The sequence below is a fragment of the Ferranicluibacter rubi genome (assembly GCF_011603255.1).
GTDB classification, from domain to species: Bacteria; Pseudomonadota; Alphaproteobacteria; order Rhizobiales; family Rhizobiaceae; genus Ferranicluibacter; species Ferranicluibacter rubi.
Map to the genome: position 1 here is coordinate 350476 of NZ_JAANCM010000004.1, position 21359 is coordinate 371834.

The window sequence follows — 21359 nt, forward strand, 5'->3', positions numbered from 1 at the left end:
TTCCTTGTCGTCCTTATTCGATGTCGAACGAGACGCCCTGCGCCAGCGGCAGCGCCTTGGAATAGTTCACCGTGTTCGTCGCCCGGCGCATATAGGCTTTCCAGGCATCCGAACCGGATTCGCGACCGCCGCCGGTTTCCTTCTCGCCACCGAACGCACCCCCGATCTCGGCACCGGACGTACCGATGTTGACGTTGGCGATGCCGCAATCCGAACCGTCGGCCGATAGGAACCGCTCGGATTCCTGCAGGTCGCGGGTGAAGATCGATGAGGAGAGGCCGGCGGCCACGGCATTGTGGGCCGCAATCGCCGTGTCGAAGTCGCTATATTTCATGACGTAGAGGATCGGCGCGAAGGTTTCCTCCAGCACCGGGCCCGCCTGCTCCGGCATTTCGACCAGCGCGGGCTTGACGTAATAGGCGTCGGTATGGCCGAGATCGACGCGCTCGCCACCCGTCACGCTGCCGCCATGGGCCTTGGCCTCCTCAAGCGCCTTCTGCATGCCCTCATAGGCCGGGCGATCGACCAGCGGGCCGACGAGGGCCGTACTTTCGAGCGGATTGCCGACGGACACGCTGCCATATGCCTTCTTCAGCCGCGGCAGGAGCGCGTCATAGACGCTCTCATGGACGAACAGGCGGCGGAGCGTCGTGCAGCGCTGGCCGGCCGTGCCCATGGCGCCGAAGGCGATTGCGCGCAGCGCCATGTCGAGATCTGCAGACGGGCAGACGATGCCGCCATTATTGCCGCCGAGCTCCAGAATGCCGCGCGCAAAGCGCTTGGCAAGCCGCGGGCCGACATCGCGGCCCATGCGGGTGGAGCCCGTTGCCGAAACGAGCGGGACCCTGGGATGATCGACCAGAACTTCGCCGATCGTGCGGTCTCCGATCAGCACGAAGGAGAGACCGGACGGTGCGTCATCGCCGAAGCGCTTGATGGCCTTTTCGAGAACGGCCTGGCAGGCGAGCGCCGTCAGCGGCGTCTTTTCCGAAGGCTTCCAGACCACGGCATTGCCGCAGACGAAGGCGAGGGCCGCGTTCCAGGCCCAGACGGCGACCGGGAAGTTGAAGGCCGAGATGACGCCGATGACGCCCAGCGGGTGCCAGGTTTCCATCATCCGGTGGCCGGGGCGCTCGGTCGCGATGGTCAGGCCGTAGAGCTGGCGGGAAAGACCGACGGCGAAATCGCAGATGTCGATCATCTCCTGCACTTCGCCGAGACCTTCGGACGGGATCTTGCCGGCTTCCAGCGAAACGAGGCGGCCGAGATCGGCCTTGTGCGCGCGCAGCTCCTCGCCGAGCAGACGGACCAGTTCGCCACGTCGCGGCGCGGGGATCAGGCGCCAGGCCTTGAACGCCTCATGCGCGGCCTCGATGCGGGCAGCGGTCTCGTCGGCCGAAATGGTCTTGAGGCGCGCGATTTCCTGGCCGGTGACCGGCGAGAAGGACGCCATGTCGCCACCGGTGTAAAGGGACGGATCGACGCCGAGAAGGCCGAGAAGGCGGCCCGTCTCTGCGACGACGTCGAGCGGCTTGTGAGCGATGTTCATGGGTTCAACTCCTGAAAGGGGATCAGCCAAAGCGGACGGTGCCGAGACCGCCGGGCGAGGTGAGGGTGAGAAGGCCGCAGGCCATGTCCTTGATCTTCTGCGGCGTATAAAGATCGTAATAATGCTGGTTCTTGCGGCCGATGGCGTGCTCGGCGCTGAAGCTGCCGGCAAAATCCTCGACGGTCACGGCATAGACCCAGTCGCGCAACGCCGTTTCCAGCGAACCGTCGGCAAGCCCCTCCGCGTCGCGCGGAAAGACGATGTTGAGATGGACGCCGCCATCGCCGATATGGCCAAAATCGCAGATCCGCCCCTGCGGAAAGCGCTCCGGCATGTCGCGCTTCATCCGCTCGCAGAACGCCATGATGTCGCCGCGACGAAACGCGACGTCGAAGGCAATGAGACGGCCGGACTGCTTGACGCCCTCCGACAGGGCATGCCGCAACGCCCACATCTCGTGCGCGGGACCGATGAAGGCATCGGCCAGCGGCGCAGCCTCTGTCTCGAAGATTTCGGCCAGCACGGATTCGAGCATGTCGCCGAGCGGCTCCTCGCTCTCACGCGCCTGCCACGTCCGGCTGACCTCGGCGAGGATCACATAGTCCGGGATCTCGCCGTTCTGGAACGGGTTGCGAAGCGACGGCACATGATCGAGCGCCGCGGCAATAGCATTGCGCGACATGCCCTCAAAGGCCGACAGCGTCGTGCCGAGCCTCTCCTCCATCATCCGCAGCAGCGGCATCACCGCCTCGGGTCCCGCCGGCACCAGATAGGCGGTGGCGGTCTGCAGCGGCAGGCGCTCCAGGTTGAGCACGCAGCGTGTGACGACGCCGAACGCGCCGGATGTACCGATGAACAGCTGCTTCCAGTCCACGCCGGTATTGTTCTTGCGCAGCGCCTGCCCGAATTCGAGGATCGTCCCCTCGGCATCGGCCAGCACCACCGTCAGCCCGAGCACGTTGCGCCTGACATCGCCATATTTCAGAAACCGGGAGCCGCCGGTGTTGGTGGCGATCATGCCGCCGAGCCGCGGATCGGCCCCGAGATCGATCGGAAAGAACAGGCCGGACGCCTCCAGCCGCCGGTTGACGTCCGACAGCAGCAAGCCCGCATCGGCCTCCAGCGAGCGGTTATCGGCATCGAGCGCGAAATGCCTGGTCATCCGGTCGAGGCTAAGCACCACCTGCCCGCCCGCCGCATCAGGCGTCGAGCCGGAGACGAGGCCCGTATTGCCCGACTGCGGTACGACGGCAAGGCCGTGACGCACGCAGTAGGAGAGGACGGCGGACACCTCCTGCGTGGTCTGCGGCCGCACCACGGCCAGCGCCCGGCCGGCATCATAGCGCGCGCCGGTCTCATAAGCCGCCATGTCACCGGCGTCGGACACGAAGCCGCGTTCGCCCACTAGCGCCGTCAGCGCCCGCGCATGCTCGTCTACGATGGCAACGCGAACGGTCACTCGGCCGCCTCTGCGCGCGATGTCGCCTGTCCCGACGTGGCGGACATGCAGGCCGCGATAGAAGCCGCTTCGATCGCGGCATAATGGTCGAATTCGTTCAGCACGGCCTGTCCGAGATCGGCCTCGAACTGCTGCTGGCTGGGGCTCGCGGAGAAATCCTGCGCGGCGGCATTGCCGAGGTTCGACTGGAAGATGCCGGCGGCACTGACGGGAAGGAAATCCTCGTAGACGATCGGGTCGAACCGCACGAGCCCGTCACGCAACAGCGTCTCAAGGTCGCCCGACATCTCGGCACCGCGGCCGGCATCCGTCAGGCTGTAGGTGAAATAGCCAAGCCCCTGCGCGCGAATACCGTCCCAGCTGTCCGGAAACGCCTCGAAGGCATCCGCCAGCGCCTGCTCGTAGGCTGCGGCATTGGAGCCATCCGCGGCCGGACGGACATGTTTGCGCGACTGATCGAGCAACGCATCGTAAAGCGCCCGCCCCTTCGGCGTCAGGGCAATGCCGCGCTGCTCGATCTCGCCGAAGCGGGCCGTGTGCGAACCGGTAACCCAGTTGCCGTTCTCGTCCTTGAACGAAACCGGCTCGTCCAGCGCCTTGAACGAGGTCTGGCGCAGGAGGATCGGGCAGGCCCGCGTCGGCGGACCTTCGATGACGGCCTTCGGGGCAATGCCCTTTTCCGGCATGCGGGCCTGCACTGCGTCGATATCGAGTGTGCGCGGCGTCAGGTGGTTGATGTGCGGACCCTTGAAGGAAACGACGTCGGCCATCAGGCGATGCGCATCGTGCAGCCGCTTGTAGAGGCCCGCATCCACGATGGCCTTGTCGTGCCAGCGGAACGTCTCCAGCACCGCCTCGACAAAGGCATCAGCGTCCTCGGCATTCAGCCCACCCTCGGCCTCCGCCTTCTCGGTGAGCGCTACGGCACCAGGCGTGAAGATCGCGCGCGTCGAAAGCACGCGTTCGGCTTCTGCCCGCAACTCGGCATCGTCGATCAGGTCTAGACGCAGCAGCGAGGTGAAGACACGGAAGGGGTTGCGGCTGAGGGCTGCCGCACCGACCGGACGAAACGCCGTGGAGTGGACCGGAACGCCCGCCGTGCTGAGGTCGTAATAGCCGACCGGAAACATGCCCATGACCGCAAAGACGCGGCGCATCATCGACAATTCCGCAGGCGTGCCGAGCCGGATGGCGCCATGCCGCTCCTGCGAAATCCGCTCCAGCGCATCGGTCTCCGTCAACCGCTCGGCAAGAGCGGGCTCTGCGGCGAGCACATGCGCATTCACCTCGGCAACGAGATCCATCAGCGTGCCATAGGCCGGCACTTCCGCCCGGTACATGGCCGACATGGCGGCAGAAAAGGCGGAACGGATAGCGTCGTTCTGAACGAAGGTCTTCTCGGTCATGGCGGCTTGCCTCGCGATATGGCGTCACGATAGGATGTGGCGCGCTGATCATTCTGGTTTCGTATGATACTACCCCGAAATGCGCTTTGATTGCGACGGTTTTGACTATGATCATGCGGGGGCGGAATGAAGTTGAGCCGAAGATTGGTGCCCGACATCGCCACGCTGCAGGCGTTCGAATGCGCCGCGCGGCATGGCAGCTTCACGCAGGCCGCAGCGGAATTAAGCCTCACCCAGAGCGCCGTCAGCCGCCAGATCAAGGACCTTGAAGGCCAGCTCGGCGTGCTCCTCTTCGAACGCATCCGCCAGCGCGTCATCCTGTCGGATGCGGGGCAGAAGTTCCTGCCCGAAGTGCGCCGCCTGCTCCGCCAGTCGGAGGAGCTGATGGTGCGGGCCATGGGCGCTGCCCGCTCCGACAATGCGCTGTCGATCGCGACGCTGCCAACCTTCGGCAGCCGGTGGCTGACGCCGCGCCTGTCCGATTTTCTCCGCCTTCACCCCGATACCATTCTCAACATCGCCGCCCGGTCGCAGCCGTTCGATTTCGGCGAAGAGAATTTCGACGTGGCGATCCACTACGGCCAGCCTGTCTGGGCGCATGCGATCTGCGACTATCTCTGCAGCGAGGTCATCGTGCCCGTGGCCAGTGCAGCCCTTTTGGCGCGCCACCCTGCCCCCGAACCGACCGACCTCGACGGCGCTGCGCTGCTGCACCTCGCAACCCGGCCGAAAATGTGGGCGGAGTGGTTCGAGGCGAACGGCACGACGGCCGGCAGCGCCTATCGCGGCAGCCGGTTCGACCAGTTCGCCATGGTGATCGAGGCGGCAATCGCCGGCCTCGGCTTTGCGCTCCTGCCGCGCTATCTCATCGAGCACGAGCTTGAAATCGGCCGCCTCGTCGTGGTGTTCGACCGGCCGATGAAGACCGAAAACAGCTATTACCTCGTGGTGCCCGAGGGAAAGATGGAGAACCGGGCAGGCCTTGCCTTCCGGGACTGGATCATGGGTCAGGTGACATGACGACAGAGCTTGAGACCTTCACATTCAAGACACAACTTACGGAACAAAAGGCCGCACGCTGCGTTTCCATGGGGAGAGAAATGCCATGCTTTCGCTTTAAGCCCGGGAGGTGGCGGCCATCGAATGTCATCCGAAAAGACCTGTGACGACGCTCTGTCCTCCCGCGCTCCACACTCTGTGGCCGGCTGCGCCGAAGCTGCGCTTTGCCTTGCAAGCGCACCGGCATCCCGCTAGAAAACAAAGCCTTTATTTCAGATACCTCACATCCGATCGGCAATCGCGCCTGTCGGCGATCGAGAGGGCGCTTTTCCGCACCCTCTCACGGATCGGCTGCCGCGATGCCGGCGGGGTCCCGAAGCCGGGTTTTCCCGGTCGCGGTCCACTGCAAACGATGCCGGCGCCGTGAAAGCGCCCGATTGAGAGGCCACGCCTCACGCCGACCGACTGCGCCTCGTGCAGTCGCCTTACCTCTTAACTCAACGGTTGGATCCAGAACCCGCTCCATGGCCCTGCAAGAAACAAACACGACCTCGCCGCGCGGAGCCCAGCCCGCCCTCCTCGACACCAACGACTCGATCCGTTCGACCTATTTCACGAACGAGGAACTTCGGGCCGCAGGTGCCGCACTGGCACGAGACGGTGCGACGACCCTGCCGAGCTTCCTCCCGTTCGAGTTCCAACAGCGTCACCGCGAGAACGAAGGCGAGATCTTCCGGGTCTACAAGATCACGGCCGCCGACGTGGAAGCCGGCGCCACCATCACGCCGGCGGCGGAGTGGCTGCTTGACAACCATTATGTCGTGGAAGAAGCCATCCAGGAGGTCCGGCGCGACTTCCCCCGCAAGTTCTACCGCCAGCTGCCCACGATCCCGGTCGCCGGCACGTCCATTCCGCGCACTATGGCGCTGGCCTGGCTCTACACGGCCCACACGCACTCCACCGTATCGCGCGAAAGCCTGACCGCCATGGTCGAGGGCTTCCATGAGCATGCCACCTTCAAGATCGGCGAGCTCTGGGCCCTTCCCTCCATCCTTCGCTTCATCCTCATCGAAAACCTGCGCCGCATCGCCATCCGCGTCGAGCGCTCGCGCGCCATGCGCCACAAGGCCAACGACGTGGCCGACCAGATCGTCCGCCTGAGCGATCCGGAAAAGGCGGCGACGCTCCTGAAGGACTACGAAGGCCTGACGGCCGACAATTCCTTCGTCGCCCAGCTTCTCTACCGCCTGCGCGACGGCTCCCAGAGCGGACGCGTCGTCATCGGCTGGCTCGAGGAACAGCTGGAAAAGCGCGGCAGCGACGTCGAGGAGGCCCTGGTCGCCGAGCAGAACCGCCTGTCGTCCGGCAATGCGACGATGAGCAACATCATACGGTCGCTGCGCGAAATCGACGACAATGACTGGGCCGTCTGGTTCGAAAGCGTCAGCAAGCTCGACGCGGAACTGCGCGAGCACTCCGATTACATGGCGCTCGATTTCGGCTCCCGCAACAAGTACCGCACGACGATCGAGCGGCTCGCCAAGCGCTCCGGCCTGACCGAGCTGGAGGTTACCCAGCGCGCCATCGCCATGGCCGCCGAAGGGCAGAATATCGTGCCGATCCGGCCGGCAGCCGACGAGACGTCGGTGGAGGCCGGCATAGAGCCTGTGATCGAAGACGACATTCAGGTCCATGCCACCAATGTCGGCGATTTCCTGGTCGGCAACCGGACCGACGCTTTCGAGGAGGCCATCGGCTACCGCCCGACGCCCGTCCAGTCGGTGGTGCGCACGGCGCGCCGCATGGGCTGGCTCGCCATCGCTCTACCCAACCTCATCCTCACGATCCTCGCCATCGTGCTCGTCTATGATTTCATCAGCCCCATGGACATGCCGACAGGCGCCAAGCTGATCATCCTGCTTCTCTTCGCCCTGCCCGCCTCCGAAGGTGCTGCCGGCCTCTTCAACACGGTCGTGACCTTCTTCCTCACCCCGTCGCGGCTCGTCGGATACGAATTCCTCTCCGGCGTTCCTGAGGACGCCCGCACGCTGGTCGTCGTTCCCTGCCTGATCTCCAAGCGCGATCACGTGGACGAACTCGTCCGCAATATCGAGGTCCACTACCTCGCAAATCCCAAGGGTGAGATCTATTTCGCGCTGGTCAGCGACTGGGCCGACAGCCAGACCGAGGAAACCGCCGCCGACCTCGACGTCCTGGAATATGCCAAGGACGAAATCGCGACGCTTTCCAAGCGCTACGCCCATGATGGCCGCACCCGCTTCTACCTGCTGCACCGCCGCCGCCTCTACAACGAGGGCGAAGGCGCGTGGATGGGCTGGGAGCGCAAGCGCGGCAAGCTGCACGAGCTGAACCTGCTTCTGCGCGGCGACCGCGACACGACCTTTATTGCCGGCGCCGACAAGGTGCCCGAGAACGTTCAATACGTCATGACGCTCGACAGCGACACGCGCCTGATGCGCGATGCCGTCACCAAGCTCGTCGGCAAGATGTACCACCCCATCAACCGCCCCGTGATCGACGCCAAGAACCAGAAGATCCTGTCGGGCTATTCGATCCTGCAGCCGCGCGTCACGCCGTCGCTGACGACCGGCAGCGAAGCCTCGTCCTTCCAGCGTATCTTCTCGGCCAATCGCGGCATCGACCCTTACGTCTTCACGGTCTCCGACGTCTATCAGGACATCGTTTCGGAAGGCACGTTCACCGGCAAGGGTCTCTACCACGTCGATGCCTTCGAAGCGGCGATCAAGGGCCGCATCGACGAGAACGCGGTTCTCAGCCATGACCTTCTCGAAGGATCGTTCGCGCGCTGCGCGCTGGTGACCGATGTCGAACTCGTTGAGGATTTCCCGATCCGCTACGAAGTCGAGACCTCGCGCCAGCATCGCTGGGCGCGTGGCGACTGGCAGCTCCTCCCCTACATCTTCAGCCCGTCCAACGGCCTTTCCATGCTCGGCCGCTGGAAGATGTACGACAATCTGCGCCGCTCGCTGATCCCCGTCGCGTGGCTGATCGCCTCCGTGCTCGGCTGGTACTACATGGAGCCGACGCAGGCGCTGATCTGGCAGGTCGTGCTGATCTTCTCGCTCTTCGTCGCCCCCACCCTCTCGCTCATCTCAGGCCTGATGCCGCGCCGCAACGACATCGTCGCCCGCGCCCATTTCCACGCCGTCCTCTCCGAGATCAGCGCCGCCAATGCCCAGGTCGCACTCCGCATCGTCTTCATCGCCCATTCCGCCGGCATGATGGTGGATGCGATCGTGCGGGCCGTCTACCGTACCTTCGTCAGCGGCAAGCTGATGCTGGAATGGCGTACGGCAGCACAAGTCCAGAGCAGCGCCACCGGCACCGTGCTCGACTACTACCGCACCATGTGGATCGCTCCGGTGATCGCCGTCGTGTCGCTCGGTCTGGCCGCCGTCTCGGCCACCGGCCTGCCCTTCATCGGCATTCCCTTCGCCGTTCTCTGGGCGCTCTCCCCGGCCATTGCCTGGCTCGTCAGCCAGTCGGCAGAAACCGAAGACCAGCTCGACGTTTCCGACGAGGTGAAGGCCGAGTTCCGCAAGATTGCACGGCGCACCTGGCGCTTCTACGAGGATTTCGTCACCGCCGAGCAGCACTTCCTGCCGCCGGACAATTTTCAGGAAATTCCGCATCCGATCCTTGCGGAACGGACGTCGCCGACCAATATCGGCGTCTACCTGCTCTCGGTCATGTCGGCCCGCGACTTCGGCTGGATCGGTTTCGAGGAAACCATCCGCCGTCTCGAGGAAACCGTCGCGACCGTGGATGCCCTGCCGAAATATCGCGGCCACCTGTTCAACTGGTACACGACCAACCGCCTGGAAACGATGGAGCCGAAATACGTCTCGGCCGTCGACAGCGGTAACCTCGCCGGTCACCTCATCGCCGTCTCCTCCATGTGCCGCGAATGGGCGGAAGCGCCCTCGGCGCACGTACAGGGTAGCCTCGACGGCATCGGCGACGTGGTCTCGATCCTTGCCGAAATGCTGGCCGCCCTGCCCGACGACCGCAAAACGGTTCGCCCATTGCGTCGCCGTATCGAGGAACGCCTGATCGGCTTCCAAAGCGCGCTGCAGGCGGTCAAACGCGAGCATGAATTCGCCTCGATCCGCGTCATCAATCTCTCGGTCCTCGCCCGCGACATCCAGAAGCTGTCGCTGAACCTCGACCACGAGGTGAAAAGCGGCGCCAGCGGCGAAGTCGTCAAGTGGTCGGGCCTGCTCGTCCAGACCTGCGAAGCGCACATCGCCGACAGCGTCTTCGACCTCGGCGCCATCGACGCGCTGCGCCAGCGCCTCATCGTGCTGCGCGACCGCAGCCGCGACATCGCGTTCTCGATGGACTTCACGTTCCTCTTCCGCAAGGAGCGCCGCCTGCTCTCGATCGGCTACCGCGTCAACAGCGGCGAGCTCGACGAAGCCTGCTACGACCTTCTCGCCTCGGAATGCCGCCTGACCAGCCTGTTTGCGATCGCAAAGGGCGACCTGCCGACGGAGCACTGGTACAAGCTCGGCCGTCCGGTCGTGCCGATCGGCGCGCGTGGCGCGTTGGTCTCCTGGTCCGGCTCGATGTTCGAATATCTAATGCCTCCGCTCGTCATGCAGGAGCGCCAGGGCGGCATTCTCAACCAGACGAACAATCTGATCGTGCGCGAGCAGATGAATCATGGCCGTCGTCTCGGCACGCCATGGGGCATCTCGGAAGCCGCCTTCAACGCGCGCGACCATGAGTTGACCTACCAGTACACCAATTTCGGCGTGCCTTCGCTCGGCCTGAAGCGCGGTCTCGGCCAGAACGCCGTCATTGCGCCCTATGCCTCGATCCTCGCCAGCATGTACGATCCGAAGGCAGCCCTTGCCAACCTTGATCGCCTGCGCGGCTTCGGGGCGTTGGGTGTGTACGGCTTCTACGACTCGGTCGACTTCACGCCGACCCGCGTTCCCGAAGGCAAGACCTGCGCGGTCGTGCGCAACTACTATGCGCACCACCATGGCATGTCGATCGCCGCGGTCGCCAACGTGGTCTTCAATGGCCGCCTGCGCGAGTGGTTCCACGCCGATCCGGTCATCGAGGCCGCCGAACTCCTGCTGCAGGAAAAGGCGCCGCGCGACATCCCGATCATAAACGCCAAGCGGGAGCCGGAAGCCCTCGGCAAGGGCCAGGAAGACCTGCTCCGCCCCGAAGTCCGCGTCGTCAAGAACCCGCTCGCCAAGGACCGCGAGACCGTGTTCCTCTCGAACGGCCACTACGCGATCATGCTGACTGCCGTCGGCTCGGGCTATTCCCGCTGGAACGGCCAGACCGTCGTGCGCTGGAAGCCGGATCCGGTCGAGGATCGCACCGGCACCTTCATCTTCCTGCGCGACACCGCAAACGGCGACTGGTGGTCGGCCACCGCCGAGCCGCGCCGAGCGGAAGGCGAGAAGGCGACGACCCGCTTCGGTGACGACAAGGCCGAGTTCATCAAGATCGTTGGCGATCTCACCAGCGAAGTCGAGGTCATCGTCGCAACCGAACACGATGCCGAAGGCCGGCGCGTGACGCTGGTCAACACCGGCTCCGAGGACCGCTTCATCGAAGTGACCTCCTATGCCGAACCGGTGCTGACGACGGACGATACCGACAACGCCCATCCGCTCTTCGCCAAGATGTTCCTGAAGACGGAAATCGACGCCAAGGGCGACCTCATCCGCGTGATGCGCAACAAGCGCACGCCAAGCGAGCCCGACATGCAGGTCGCGCACCTGATCGTCGATAATGCCGGCACCGATCGTCCGACGGAGGTCGAGACCGACCGCCGCCGCTTCATCGGCGAAGGCCGCACGCTGGCGGAGGCCCGCGCCTTCGACGGCGATGTCAGCCTCTCCGGCACATCGGGCTTCACGCTCGATCCGGTCATGGCGCTGCGCCGCACCGTGCGCGTGCCCGCCGGCAAGAAGGTCAGCGTCATCTTCTGGACGATCGCGGCACCCAACCGTGCGGATATCGATCGCGCCGTCGAGCGCTACCGCCACCCGGACAGCTTCAGCCATGAGATGATCCATGCGTGGACGCGCAGCCAGGTGCAGATGCGCCATGTCGGCGTGACCTCGCAGGAAGCCGCCAGCTTCCAGATCCTCGGCCGCTACCTCGTCTATCCCGACATGCAGCTGCGTGCGGACACGGCGACGGTGCGCGCCGGCCTCGGTCCGCAGTCGGCCCTCTGGCCGCTTGCGATCTCCGGCGATTTCCCGATCTTCACCGTCCGCATCAACGACGATGTCGATATGGGCATCGCCCGCGAAGCCCTGCGCGCGCAGGAATATATGCGCGCCCGCGGCGTCACAGCCGATCTGGTGATCATCAACGAGCGCGCCGCCTCCTACGCTCAGGACATGCAGCACGCGATCGACAGCATGTGCGAGAACCTGCGCCTGCGCGGCCAGTCCGATGGTGCGCGCCAGCACGTCTTCGCCGTCCGCCGCGATATCATGGAAGCCGAGACATGGGCGGCGCTGCTGTCCGCCTCGCGCGCCGTCTTCCATGCCCGCAACGGCAAGATCTCCGACCAGATGGCCCGTGCCGAAGCGCTGTATTCGACGCCGAGCATCAAGAAGGACAAGCCGGCAACCGGTTCCGTACCGCTGCTGGCAGCCCCGACCGTGACCGATGCCGTACCCGCCACGATTTCCGGCGATGGCCTCGACTTCTGGAACGGCTATGGCGGCTTCTCCGCGGATGGCCGCGAATACGTCACGCGTCTGCGCGGTGGCGAGGCGACGCCCCATCCGTGGATCAACGTCATCTCCAACGACATCTTCGGCTTCCACGTCTCGGCCGAAGGTTCGGCCTTCACCTGGAGCCGCAATTCGCGCGACTACCAGCTGACGTCCTGGACCAACGATCCGGTCGGCAACCGCCCCGGAGAAGCGATCTTCATCAAGGACATGACCAGCGGTTCGGTCGTCACCCCCTATGGCGCGCTCTCGCGTCGCAAGGATGTGACCTTCGAAACCCGCCATGGCCTCGGCGTCTCCACCTTCTCGAGCGTTCAGGACGGTCTGACGGTGGAAGCCACGCAGACCGTGCATCGCACGCTGCCCGTAAAATACACCCGCCTGCGCCTGACGAACGGCGCCGGCGAAGCCCGTCGCCTACGCCTGTACGGCTATGTCGAATGGGTGCTCGGCAACAACCGCGCCCGCACCGCGCCCTTCGTCGTCAGCCATTATGACGAAGTCGCGGAAATGATGTCGGCGACCAACCCGTACAGCATCGACTATGCAGGGCGGACCGCCTACCTCGCCGTCAGCGAAACCCCGGCAAGCTTCACCGCAAGCCGCCGGGAGTTCCTCGGCCGCACCGGTGGCATCCTTGCACCGCAGGCTGTGGTCGATGGTGCCGTTCTCACCGGCAGCTCCGACATTGACGGCGATGCCTGCGCCGCGCTCTCGCTCGACGTCACCCTGAAGCCGGGCGAAACCCGCGATCTCGTCTTCTACATCGGCGACAGCGACAACCGGGCCCAGGCGCTCGAACATCTGGAAGCCGCCAAGGCTGACACGTTCGATGCCGTTCTGGAAGCATCGACCGCCTTCTGGGAAGCCTTCACCGGCGTCTTGGAAATCGAGACCCCGGACAAGGCGTTCAACAACCTCGTCAACCGCTGGCTCCCCTATCAGAGCCTCGGTTGCCGGATTCTCGCTCGGTCCGCCTTCTATCAGGCAAGCGGCGCCTTCGGCTTCCGCGATCAGCTGCAGGATACGCTCGCCTTCATCGTGCACCGGCCGGAACTGGCGCGGACGCAGATCCTCAATGCTGCCGCCCGGCAGTTTGCGGAAGGCGACGTGCTGCATTGGTGGCTGCCGGGATCCGGCGCCGGCGTGCGCACGCTGATCTCCGACGATGTCGTCTGGCTCGGCCACGCCACGCAGCATTATTGCGAGGTGACCGGCACCACGGACATTCTGGACGAGACCATTCCCTTCATCGAGGGAGCGGCGCTCGAGCCAGGCCAGCACGACAGCTTCTTCCAGCCGAAGGTCTCGGAAACCACCGCAAGCCTCTACGAGCATTGCGCCCGGGCTCTCGACCTCGCCATCAAGCGGACCGGCGAAAACGGCCTGCCATTGATCCTCGGCGGCGACTGGAACGACGGCATGAACCGTGTCGGAATCGAAGGCCGCGGCACCAGCGTCTGGCTCGGCTGGTTCCTCGCCTCCACCCTGCGCGCCTTCACGGGCATCGCAGAGGCGCGCGGCGACAGCACCCGCGTCACCGCCTGGACCGCCCATCTCGAAAGCCTCAAGCAGGCGCTGGAGACGGCCGGCTGGGACGGCACGCACTACCGCCGCGGCTACTATGACGACGGCACGCCGCTCGGCTCGGCCACGTCCGACGAATGCCGCATCGACTCGATTGCCCAGTCCTGGAGCGTGCTCTCGGGCGAAGGCGATCCGGCCCGGGCCACGCAGGCCATGGATGCGGTGCTCTCCGAGCTTGCCGATGACGAACATCGCCTGATCCGCCTGTTCACCCCGCCGCTCTCCGGCACCGAGCAGGACCCGGGCTACATCAAGGCCTATCCGCCCGGCGTCCGTGAAAACGGCGGGCAGTACACCCATGCAGCAACGTGGGTCGTCCTGGCGCTCGCCCGCCTGAAGCGCGGCGACGATGCCTGGAAGGCGTTCCAGATGCTGAACCCGGTGACCCATGCGCTGAACCGTGAAGACGCCAATGTCTATCGGGTCGAGCCCTATGTCGTGGCAGCCGACGTCTACGGCCATGGAGACCTGACCGGCCGTGGCGGCTGGACCTGGTACACCGGCTCGGCCGCCTGGCTCTATCGCGTTGCCGTGGAAGGGATCCTCGGCCTGCGCAAGGAGGGCGAGCGGCTGATCGTCGATCCCGCCCTTCCCTCGGAGTGGCAGGGCTTCAAGGCCCGGCTGACCATCGACGGCAAGGTGCACGAGATCGCCGTGGCCAGAAGCGGCGACGATAATGGTGCGTTTGAAGTTACGGTTGATACGACTGTCACAAAAAACGCGCATGATGGCGTTTTGCTCTAGCAACCAATGGCAGACCGGCCCGGTCGAACCCGGGCCGGTCTGCAAAGAAGCCTGAACGATATCGGCGAGGTTGAGGGGCTGGGGCGCCAAGATCCGCATGAGACCTCGAATGCTTCATGACACGCCTCCGGTGCTGCGCACCGCTCCTCCGGCCCTTCTGCAGCCCTTGCTGCAGCCGGTGTCCGCGTCAACGCCCAGTGTGCCACCCACTCCGGCGCCCTCGCGGACGCCCGTTCCGGGCGAGCGCGATACGCGGCTGGATACCTATCGGGCCATCTGCCTGTTGATGATCTTCATCAACCATGTGCCGGGCCAATATCTCGAATATCTGACGACGAAAAACTTTGGCTTCTCGGATTCGGCCGAAGCCTTCGTACTGATCTCAGGTCTTTCGGCCGGCCTTGCCTATGGGCGGAAGTTCCTGCCCGGCAACCGGCTGGCGCTCAGCCTGCGCATCTGGCGCCGCGCCTTCACGCTCTACATCGCCCACATCATGTCGAGCATCATCACGCTCGCGATCTTTGCCGGCGGTGCGCTCTATTTCCACCGGCAGGATCTGATCAGCGAGATCAACATCCGCCCCCTGGTCGACAACACGGAGCAGGGCGTGGTGGCGATGGTGCTGCTCGGCCACCAGTTCGGTTACAACAATATCCTGTCCATGTATGCGGTGGTATTCCTCATGCTTCCAGGCATGCTGCTGCTGCAAAAGATCGGTCCCGCCCTTCTTTTGGGCGTCTCGGCGCTGGTTTGGCTTCTCGCCGGCATCTTCCACATCGTGCCGATCAACTTCCTCGATCATAACTACTGGTTCCTGAACCCCTTTTCGTGGCAATTCCTGTTCGCCATCGGCCTCGTCGCCATGATGCGCAGTCGCAAGGGCCTCTCCCTGCCGCGCCACCCCGCCCTCGTCTCGATAGCTGCCCTCTATGTCGGCGTCTCCTTCGCCTGGGTGCTGTTTTCCTGGTGGTCGATCGATTTCTCCCACGGCCTCCCCGCCGTTCTCACCGGCTTCGACAAGACCTTTCTGTCGCTGACCCGCCTCCTCCATGTTCTCGCGCTCGGTTATCTCCTCGCCATCACCCCCGTCTTCAACCGGCTGTCGCGTCTGCGTCTCGATCACCCCTTGGTCATGATCGGTCGCCACTCGTTGCCCGTCTTCATCTTCGGGACGATCCTTGCGATGATTGGCCAGGTCCTGCTGTTCGTCACCGGCAAGGACCCGATCATCGGCACCCTGTTCGTGATGGTCGGCATCGCGCTCCATTTCGCCTATGCCCGATATCTCGACTGGCTCGGCGGCCTCTCCACCATCGCGCCGCTCAAAACCTGACATGACAGGTCTTATTCTTGGAGCGACGGCATTTTCCTGTCGGACGACATGCGGTAAGGAACCCACAATCCGATTTATCAAAGCCATGGGAGGCCTTCTTGTCCACGCGCACACTTTTCCTTCTGCCGGGTGACGGCATCGGTCCGGAAGCCATGGCCGAGGTCGTCAAGATCATCGACCACATGAACACGGACGCCGGAGCCGGCTTCGTCACGGACACGGGTCTCGTTGGCGGTTCGGCGTATGACGCCCATGGCGCCGCCATCTCGGATGCCGACATGGCCAAGGCCATGGCAGCCGATGCCGTTCTCTTCGGCGCCGTCGGCGGCCCGAAGTGGGACGACGTGCCTTACGAAGCACGCCCCGAAGCCGGCCTCCTGCGCCTGCGCAAGGACATGCAGCTGTTTGCAAACCTGCGCCCCGCCATCTGCTACCCCGCGCTCTCGGCCGCATCGTCGCTGAAGCCGGAGCTGGTCGAAGGCCTCGACATCCTCATCGTGCGCGAACTGACGGGCGGCGTCTATTTCGGCGAGCCGAAGGAAATCATCGACCTCGGTAACGGCCAGAAGCGCGGCATCGACACGCAGGTCTACGACACCTACGAGATCGAGCGCATCGCCGGCGTCGCCTTCGAGCTCGCCCGCACCCGCTCGAACCGCGTCTGCTCCATGGAAAAGCGCAACGTCATGAAGTCGGGCGTGCTCTGGAATCAGGTCGTCACGGCAAGTCACAAGGAAAAATATTCCGACGTGCAGCTGGATCACATGCTGGCCGATGCCGGCGGCATGCAGCTGGTTCGCCAGCCCAAGCAGTTCGACGTCATCGTCACCGACAACCTGTTCGGCGACATGCTGTCGGATGTCGCCTCCATGCTGACCGGCTCGCTCGGCATGCTGCCTTCCGCCTCGCTCGGCGCGCCCGACGAGACGACGGGTAAGCGCAAGGCGATGTACGAGCCCGTACACGGCTCGGCCCCCGATATTGCCGGCCGCGGCATCGCCAACCCGATCGCGATGATCGCGTCGTTTGCCATGTGCCTGCGCTACTCGTTCAACATGATTGCGGAAGCCGACCGTCTGGAAAAGGCGATCGCCAACGTGCTCGATCAGGGCATCCGCACCGGTGACATCATGGCGCCGGGTGCCCGCCAGGTCGGCACGAACGAAATGGGCGACGCCATCCTGGCCGAGTTCAAGGCACTTTCGGCCTGATATCTCCAGAAAGACACGTTAGATGCCCCGGCTCCCCGCGGAGACCGGGGCATTTTCATGTCCGGCGGTTGACTTCAGCGAAAGCGAAAACACTTTCCGGGGGATCGACCGGGCGGAAGAATAAAGGAACATCATGAACAAGCCGATCTCCTCCTCCGTCTGGCTGCTTCTGGGCGCCATCCTCCTCGTCGTCGCGCTCGTGCCCTTCGATCCGCACCTGTCGCAATCGGCGCAGGCGCTACCGGAACCCTTCGTCGCCTTCAATGCCCGCATCACGGATTTCGGCACCTTCGCCTGGATGATCTACGGCTCCGCAACCCTGGTCATCATCGCCTACATCCTCGCGCGCGTCGTCAGCAGCCACGGCTTCGCCGAGAAGGCGAGGGCGGCACGGCGCCTGTCGCTCTACTTCCTCGTGACGATCGGCACCGCCAGCGCTGTGGTCCATATCCTCAAATTCTTCATCGGCCGCGCCCGGCCGGAAGCCTTTTCCGATCTCGGTGCCTATAGCCTGACACCCTTCGCCTCCGAATGGCTGTTCCAGAGCTTCCCCTCGGGTCACTCGGCGGCCGTCGGCTCCTTCTTCGGCGCCTTCGCCATGCTGGCCCCGCGCCTGCGGATCCTCTTTGCGCTCGGCGCGCTCACCATTGGCGTCACTCGTGTCGTCGTCGGCGCGCATTATCCGAGCGACGTGGCCGCCGGCCTGCTGGTCGGTCTATGGAGCGCCCTGATGATCGCCTTCCTCTTTGCCCGGCAGAACTGGGTGTTCCGGCTCGACGACAAGGGCTGGCCACGGCCCAAGACGCAGTTTCCGACCCACGAGAACGTCTGACGAGAAACCCGGCGAGGTGACCCGCCGGGTTCGTATCTGCTGGGATTAGGGTCTCGCTCAATCCATGGCGTGGATATCGCGGTCCTTGGTTTCCGGCAGGAAGAGCATGCCGATGACCAGCGTGATGCCTGCAAAGATGATCGGGTACCAGAGGCCGTAATAGATGTCGCCCTTGGCCGCACTCATCGCAAAGGCCATGGCCGGAAGCAGGCCGCCGAACCAGCCATTGCCGATGTGATAGGGCAGGGACATCCCCGAATACCGAATACGGGTCGGGAACAGTTCGACCAGCAGCGCGGCGATCGGGCCGTAGACCATGGTCACGTAGATGACGAGAACGGTCAGAACGGCGATCGTGCCGATCCAGTTGACCCGCTGCGGATCGGCGACCATCGAATAGGTACCGCCATTCGCCACCGTGTAGACCGGCATGGACGTCACACCGGCGGCTTCCTCCGCCGTCAGCAGCTTGGCAGCCACCAGTTCGTCAGCCGTCATCGTTGCCGGCGCCGAGGCGCGTACCGTTGCCGGATCGAGCGAAAGCTCCGGATTGGCGGCGACGAAGCCGTCGAGCTTGCTTTCAGGCACCTTCGCCGCACCCCGCTGCAGCGGATAACCCGCATCGTGCAGCGCCATGTTGATACCCTTCTCGAACACCGAAGCCTTGGCTTTCGCATCCGCACCGGCAGCGACCGTATCGTAGCTCGGCACGGTCGCGTCGCCGATCTTGACGGCCGCAGCCTGGCCAGCAGGGCCGGGAACGATGTCGTAGGGTACGGAATTGCGGGTGAGGAACGCGGTTGCCACGTCGCAGGACGTCGTGAACTTCGCCGTGCCCGTGGGGTTGAACTGGAAGGTGCAGTCTGCCGGATCGGCGGTCACCGTCGCGCGGACGGTCGCCTGCGCTTCGGCGAGCGCCGGGTTTGCCGTCCAGGTCATGGCCTTGAACAGCGGGAAGTAGGTCAACATGGCGAGCAGCAGCCCGGCCATGATGATCGGCTTGCGGCCGATCTTGTCAGAGAGCAGGCCGAAGATGACGAAGAAGCTCGTGCCGATGAGCAGCGAGATGGCGACCATGATATTGGCCGACTGACCATCCACCTTCAGGATGTTCTGCAGGAAGAACAGCGCATAGAACTGACCGCAATACCAGACGACGGCCTGGCCCATGGTGGCGCCGAACAGCGCGAGAATGCCGATCTTGGCGTTCTTCCATGTCCCGAAGGCTTCCTTGAGCGGTGCCTTCGACGTCTTGCCTTCTGCCTTCATCTTCTTGAAGGCGGGCGACTCGTTCATCTTGAGGCGGATCCAGACGGAAACGCCGAGAAGCACGACGGAAACCAGGAACGGAATGCGCCAGCCCCAGGCCGCAAAGGCTTCCTTGCCGAGCGCGAACTGGACGCCGAGAATGACGACGAGCGACAGGAACAGCCCGAGCGTTGCCGTCGTCTGGATCCAGGACGTGAAGTAGCCGCGTCGGCCGTGCGGTGCATGCTCGGCCACATAGGTGGCGGCCCCGCCATACTCGCCGCCGAGCGCCAGACCCTGAAGCATGCGCAGGAGGATGAGGATGATCGGGGCGGCAATGCCGATGGTCGCTGCACCCGGCAGGATGCCGACGAGGAAGGTCGAGAGACCCATGATGAGGATGGTGACGAGGAAGGTATATTTGCGACCGACGAGATCGCCCAGCCGCCCGAAGACGAGGGCGCCGAAAGGCCGCACGAGGAAGCCGGCGGCAAAGGCGAGCAGCGCGAAGATGTTGCGCGTCGTCTCCGGATACTGGCTGAAGAAGGTTGCGCCGATATAGACGGCGAGCGAGCCGTAGAGATAGAAATCATACCACTCGAACACGGTGCCGAGCGAGGATGCGAAGATGACCTTGCGCTCCTCCCCGGTCATCGGTGCGGCCTTCGTCCGGCCCACGGATGTCACATTTGCCATTCTCTTTGTCCTCCCAAAACATAGCATGCATCCCACCGATCCTCCTCGATCGGTTCACGGGATGCACCGAAGGGCAAGAATGGCAGATCGGGAGGGCGCCGGGCAGCGATCCTTTCGGATTATGACTTTCGTCTAACAACAGGCCCGCTCCGACGGGTTTTGCCGCGCGAAGAACCTTGACTTTACCGGCAGAATGAATAAGAGCAGCAGCGGAAAGGGAAGGGTTCATGCTTCGTCAGATGTCCATCATCGACTGCGCAAACGGTCTTGCTTCGGCAGGAGCGCCAGAACCCATGTCCGCACTTTTCACAAACACGGCCAAAACGACGACGAAAACCGTCTGACGTCTCTGGCCCACCGCTCTCTCCCCGGCACGGCCGGGGACGCGAAGCCCGCGCCGCAGGCGATCCGGGTTTCTCCCCCAGCTTCCGCGGAGAGAAGAGAAAGAGAGCAAGACAATGGGTTTCAAGATCGCCGTAGCAGGCGCCACCGGCAATGTCGGGCGCGAAATGCTCAACATCCTTTCCGAACGCGGCTTCCCGGCCGATGAGGTCGTGGCACTGGCCTCGGCACGGTCGCACGGCACCGAAGTCTCCTTCGGCGACAAGACGCTGAAGGTCAAGAACCTCGAAAATTACGACTTCTCCGACACGGACATTTGCTTGATGTCGGCCGGCGGCGCGGTCTCGCTCAAGTATTCCCCGAAGATCGCCGCGCAGGGCTGCGTCGTTATCGATAATTCCTCGGCTTGGCGCTACGATCAGGACGTTCCGCTGATCGTTCCGGAAGTCAATCCCGACGCCATCACCCAGTTTACCAAGCGCAACATCATCGCCAACCCGAATTGCTCCACGGCGCAGCTCGTGGTCGCGCTGAAGCCGCTGCACGACTTCGCCAAGATCAAGCGCGTCGTCGTCTCGACCTACCAGTCCGTTTCGGGCGCGGGCAAGGACGGCATGGACGAACTCTTCAACCAGACCCGCGCCGTCTTCGTGGCCGATCCGGTCGAAAGCAAGAAGTTCACCAAGCGCATCGCCTTCAACGTCATTCCGCACATCGATAGCTTCATGGAAGACGGCTACACGAAGGAAGAGTGGAAGGTTCTGGCCGAGACCAAGAAGATGCTCGATCCGAAGATCAAGGTGACCTGCACGGCCGTGCGCGTTCCCGTCTTCATCGGCCACTCGGAATCGGTCAACATCGAATTCGAAAACGAGATCACCGCCGATCAGGCCCGCGACATTCTGCGCGAAGCGCCCGGTTGCCTCGTTATCGACAAGCACGAAAATGGCGGGTACATGACGCCTTACGAAAGCGCTGGTGAGGACGCGACCTATATTTCACGCATTCGTGAAGATGCGACGGTCGAAAACGGCCTGAACATCTGGGTTGTGTCCGATAACTTACGCAAGGGTGCCGCACTCAACGCGATCCAGATCGCTGAACTGCTGGTCGCCCGCGGGCTGATCACGGCCAAGAAGCAGGCTGCCTGATCGGCAGCAAAGAGACGAGGGCACCCGCCGACCGGGACAGGAAC

Annotated in this window: 10 protein-coding genes; 6 read left to right on the forward strand and 4 right to left on the reverse strand. The window is 64.0% G+C overall.

The features are described from left to right. Positions 1 to 13: 13 nt before the first annotated feature. The 3 genes from amaB to hglS are packed head-to-tail and all read right to left on the reverse strand — an operon-like array spanning position 14 to position 4414. The gene (gene amaB, locus G8E10_RS10785) at positions 14 to 1549 is read right to left on the reverse strand and encodes an L-piperidine-6-carboxylate dehydrogenase (protein WP_167128646.1); all 1536 of its coding nucleotides are present in this window, start codon (positions 1547 to 1549) and stop codon (positions 14 to 16) included. 22 nt (positions 1550 to 1571) lie between these two features. Then, entirely contained in the window at positions 1572 to 2990 is a 1419-nt protein-coding gene (locus G8E10_RS10790) for an FAD-binding oxidoreductase (protein WP_343289721.1), read from the reverse strand. Between the two features lie 14 nt (positions 2991 to 3004). Continuing rightward, the gene (gene hglS, locus G8E10_RS10795; RefSeq protein ID WP_167128649.1) at positions 3005 to 4414 is read right to left on the reverse strand and encodes a 2-oxoadipate dioxygenase/decarboxylase HglS; all 1410 of its coding nucleotides are present in this window, start codon (positions 4412 to 4414) and stop codon (positions 3005 to 3007) included. A gap of 126 nt (positions 4415 to 4540) precedes the next feature. Between hglS and G8E10_RS10800 the strand changes: the two genes are divergently transcribed. The 5 genes from G8E10_RS10800 (at position 4541) to G8E10_RS10820 (ending at position 17878) form a co-directional block, all read left to right on the forward strand. Beyond that, entirely contained in the window at positions 4541 to 5434 is an 894-nt protein-coding gene (locus G8E10_RS10800) for a LysR family transcriptional regulator (RefSeq protein WP_132448795.1), read from the forward strand. A 503-nt stretch (positions 5435 to 5937) separates the two neighbouring features. Then, positions 5938 to 14502 carry a glycoside hydrolase family 94 protein gene (locus G8E10_RS10805; RefSeq protein WP_167128652.1) on the forward strand — a complete coding sequence of 2855 codons (8565 nt, stop codon included), beginning with the start codon at positions 5938 to 5940 and terminating at the stop codon, positions 14500 to 14502. A gap of 109 nt (positions 14503 to 14611) precedes the next feature. Beyond that, positions 14612 to 15835 (forward strand): OpgC family protein, encoded by a 1224-nt coding sequence (locus G8E10_RS10810; protein ID WP_167128655.1) that lies wholly within the window; start codon positions 14612 to 14614, stop codon positions 15833 to 15835. 98 nt (positions 15836 to 15933) lie between these two features. Further along, positions 15934 to 17046 (forward strand): 3-isopropylmalate dehydrogenase, encoded by a 1113-nt coding sequence (gene leuB / locus G8E10_RS10815; protein WP_167128658.1) that lies wholly within the window; start codon positions 15934 to 15936, stop codon positions 17044 to 17046. A gap of 133 nt (positions 17047 to 17179) precedes the next feature. Next, the gene (locus G8E10_RS10820) at positions 17180 to 17878 is read left to right on the forward strand and encodes a phosphatase PAP2 family protein (RefSeq protein WP_132664856.1); all 699 of its coding nucleotides are present in this window, start codon (positions 17180 to 17182) and stop codon (positions 17876 to 17878) included. A 57-nt stretch (positions 17879 to 17935) separates the two neighbouring features. Here G8E10_RS10820 and G8E10_RS10825 read toward each other — a convergent pair whose 3' ends face one another. Next, entirely contained in the window at positions 17936 to 19822 is a 1887-nt protein-coding gene (locus tag G8E10_RS10825) for an MFS transporter (protein ID WP_132448800.1), read from the reverse strand. Between the two features lie 458 nt (positions 19823 to 20280). On the opposite strand from G8E10_RS10825, the gene G8E10_RS10830 reads away from it, so the two are divergent. Next, positions 20281 to 21315 (forward strand): aspartate-semialdehyde dehydrogenase, encoded by a 1035-nt coding sequence (locus tag G8E10_RS10830; protein WP_110801123.1) that lies wholly within the window; start codon positions 20281 to 20283, stop codon positions 21313 to 21315. The last annotated feature ends 44 nt before the right edge of the window (positions 21316 to 21359 follow it).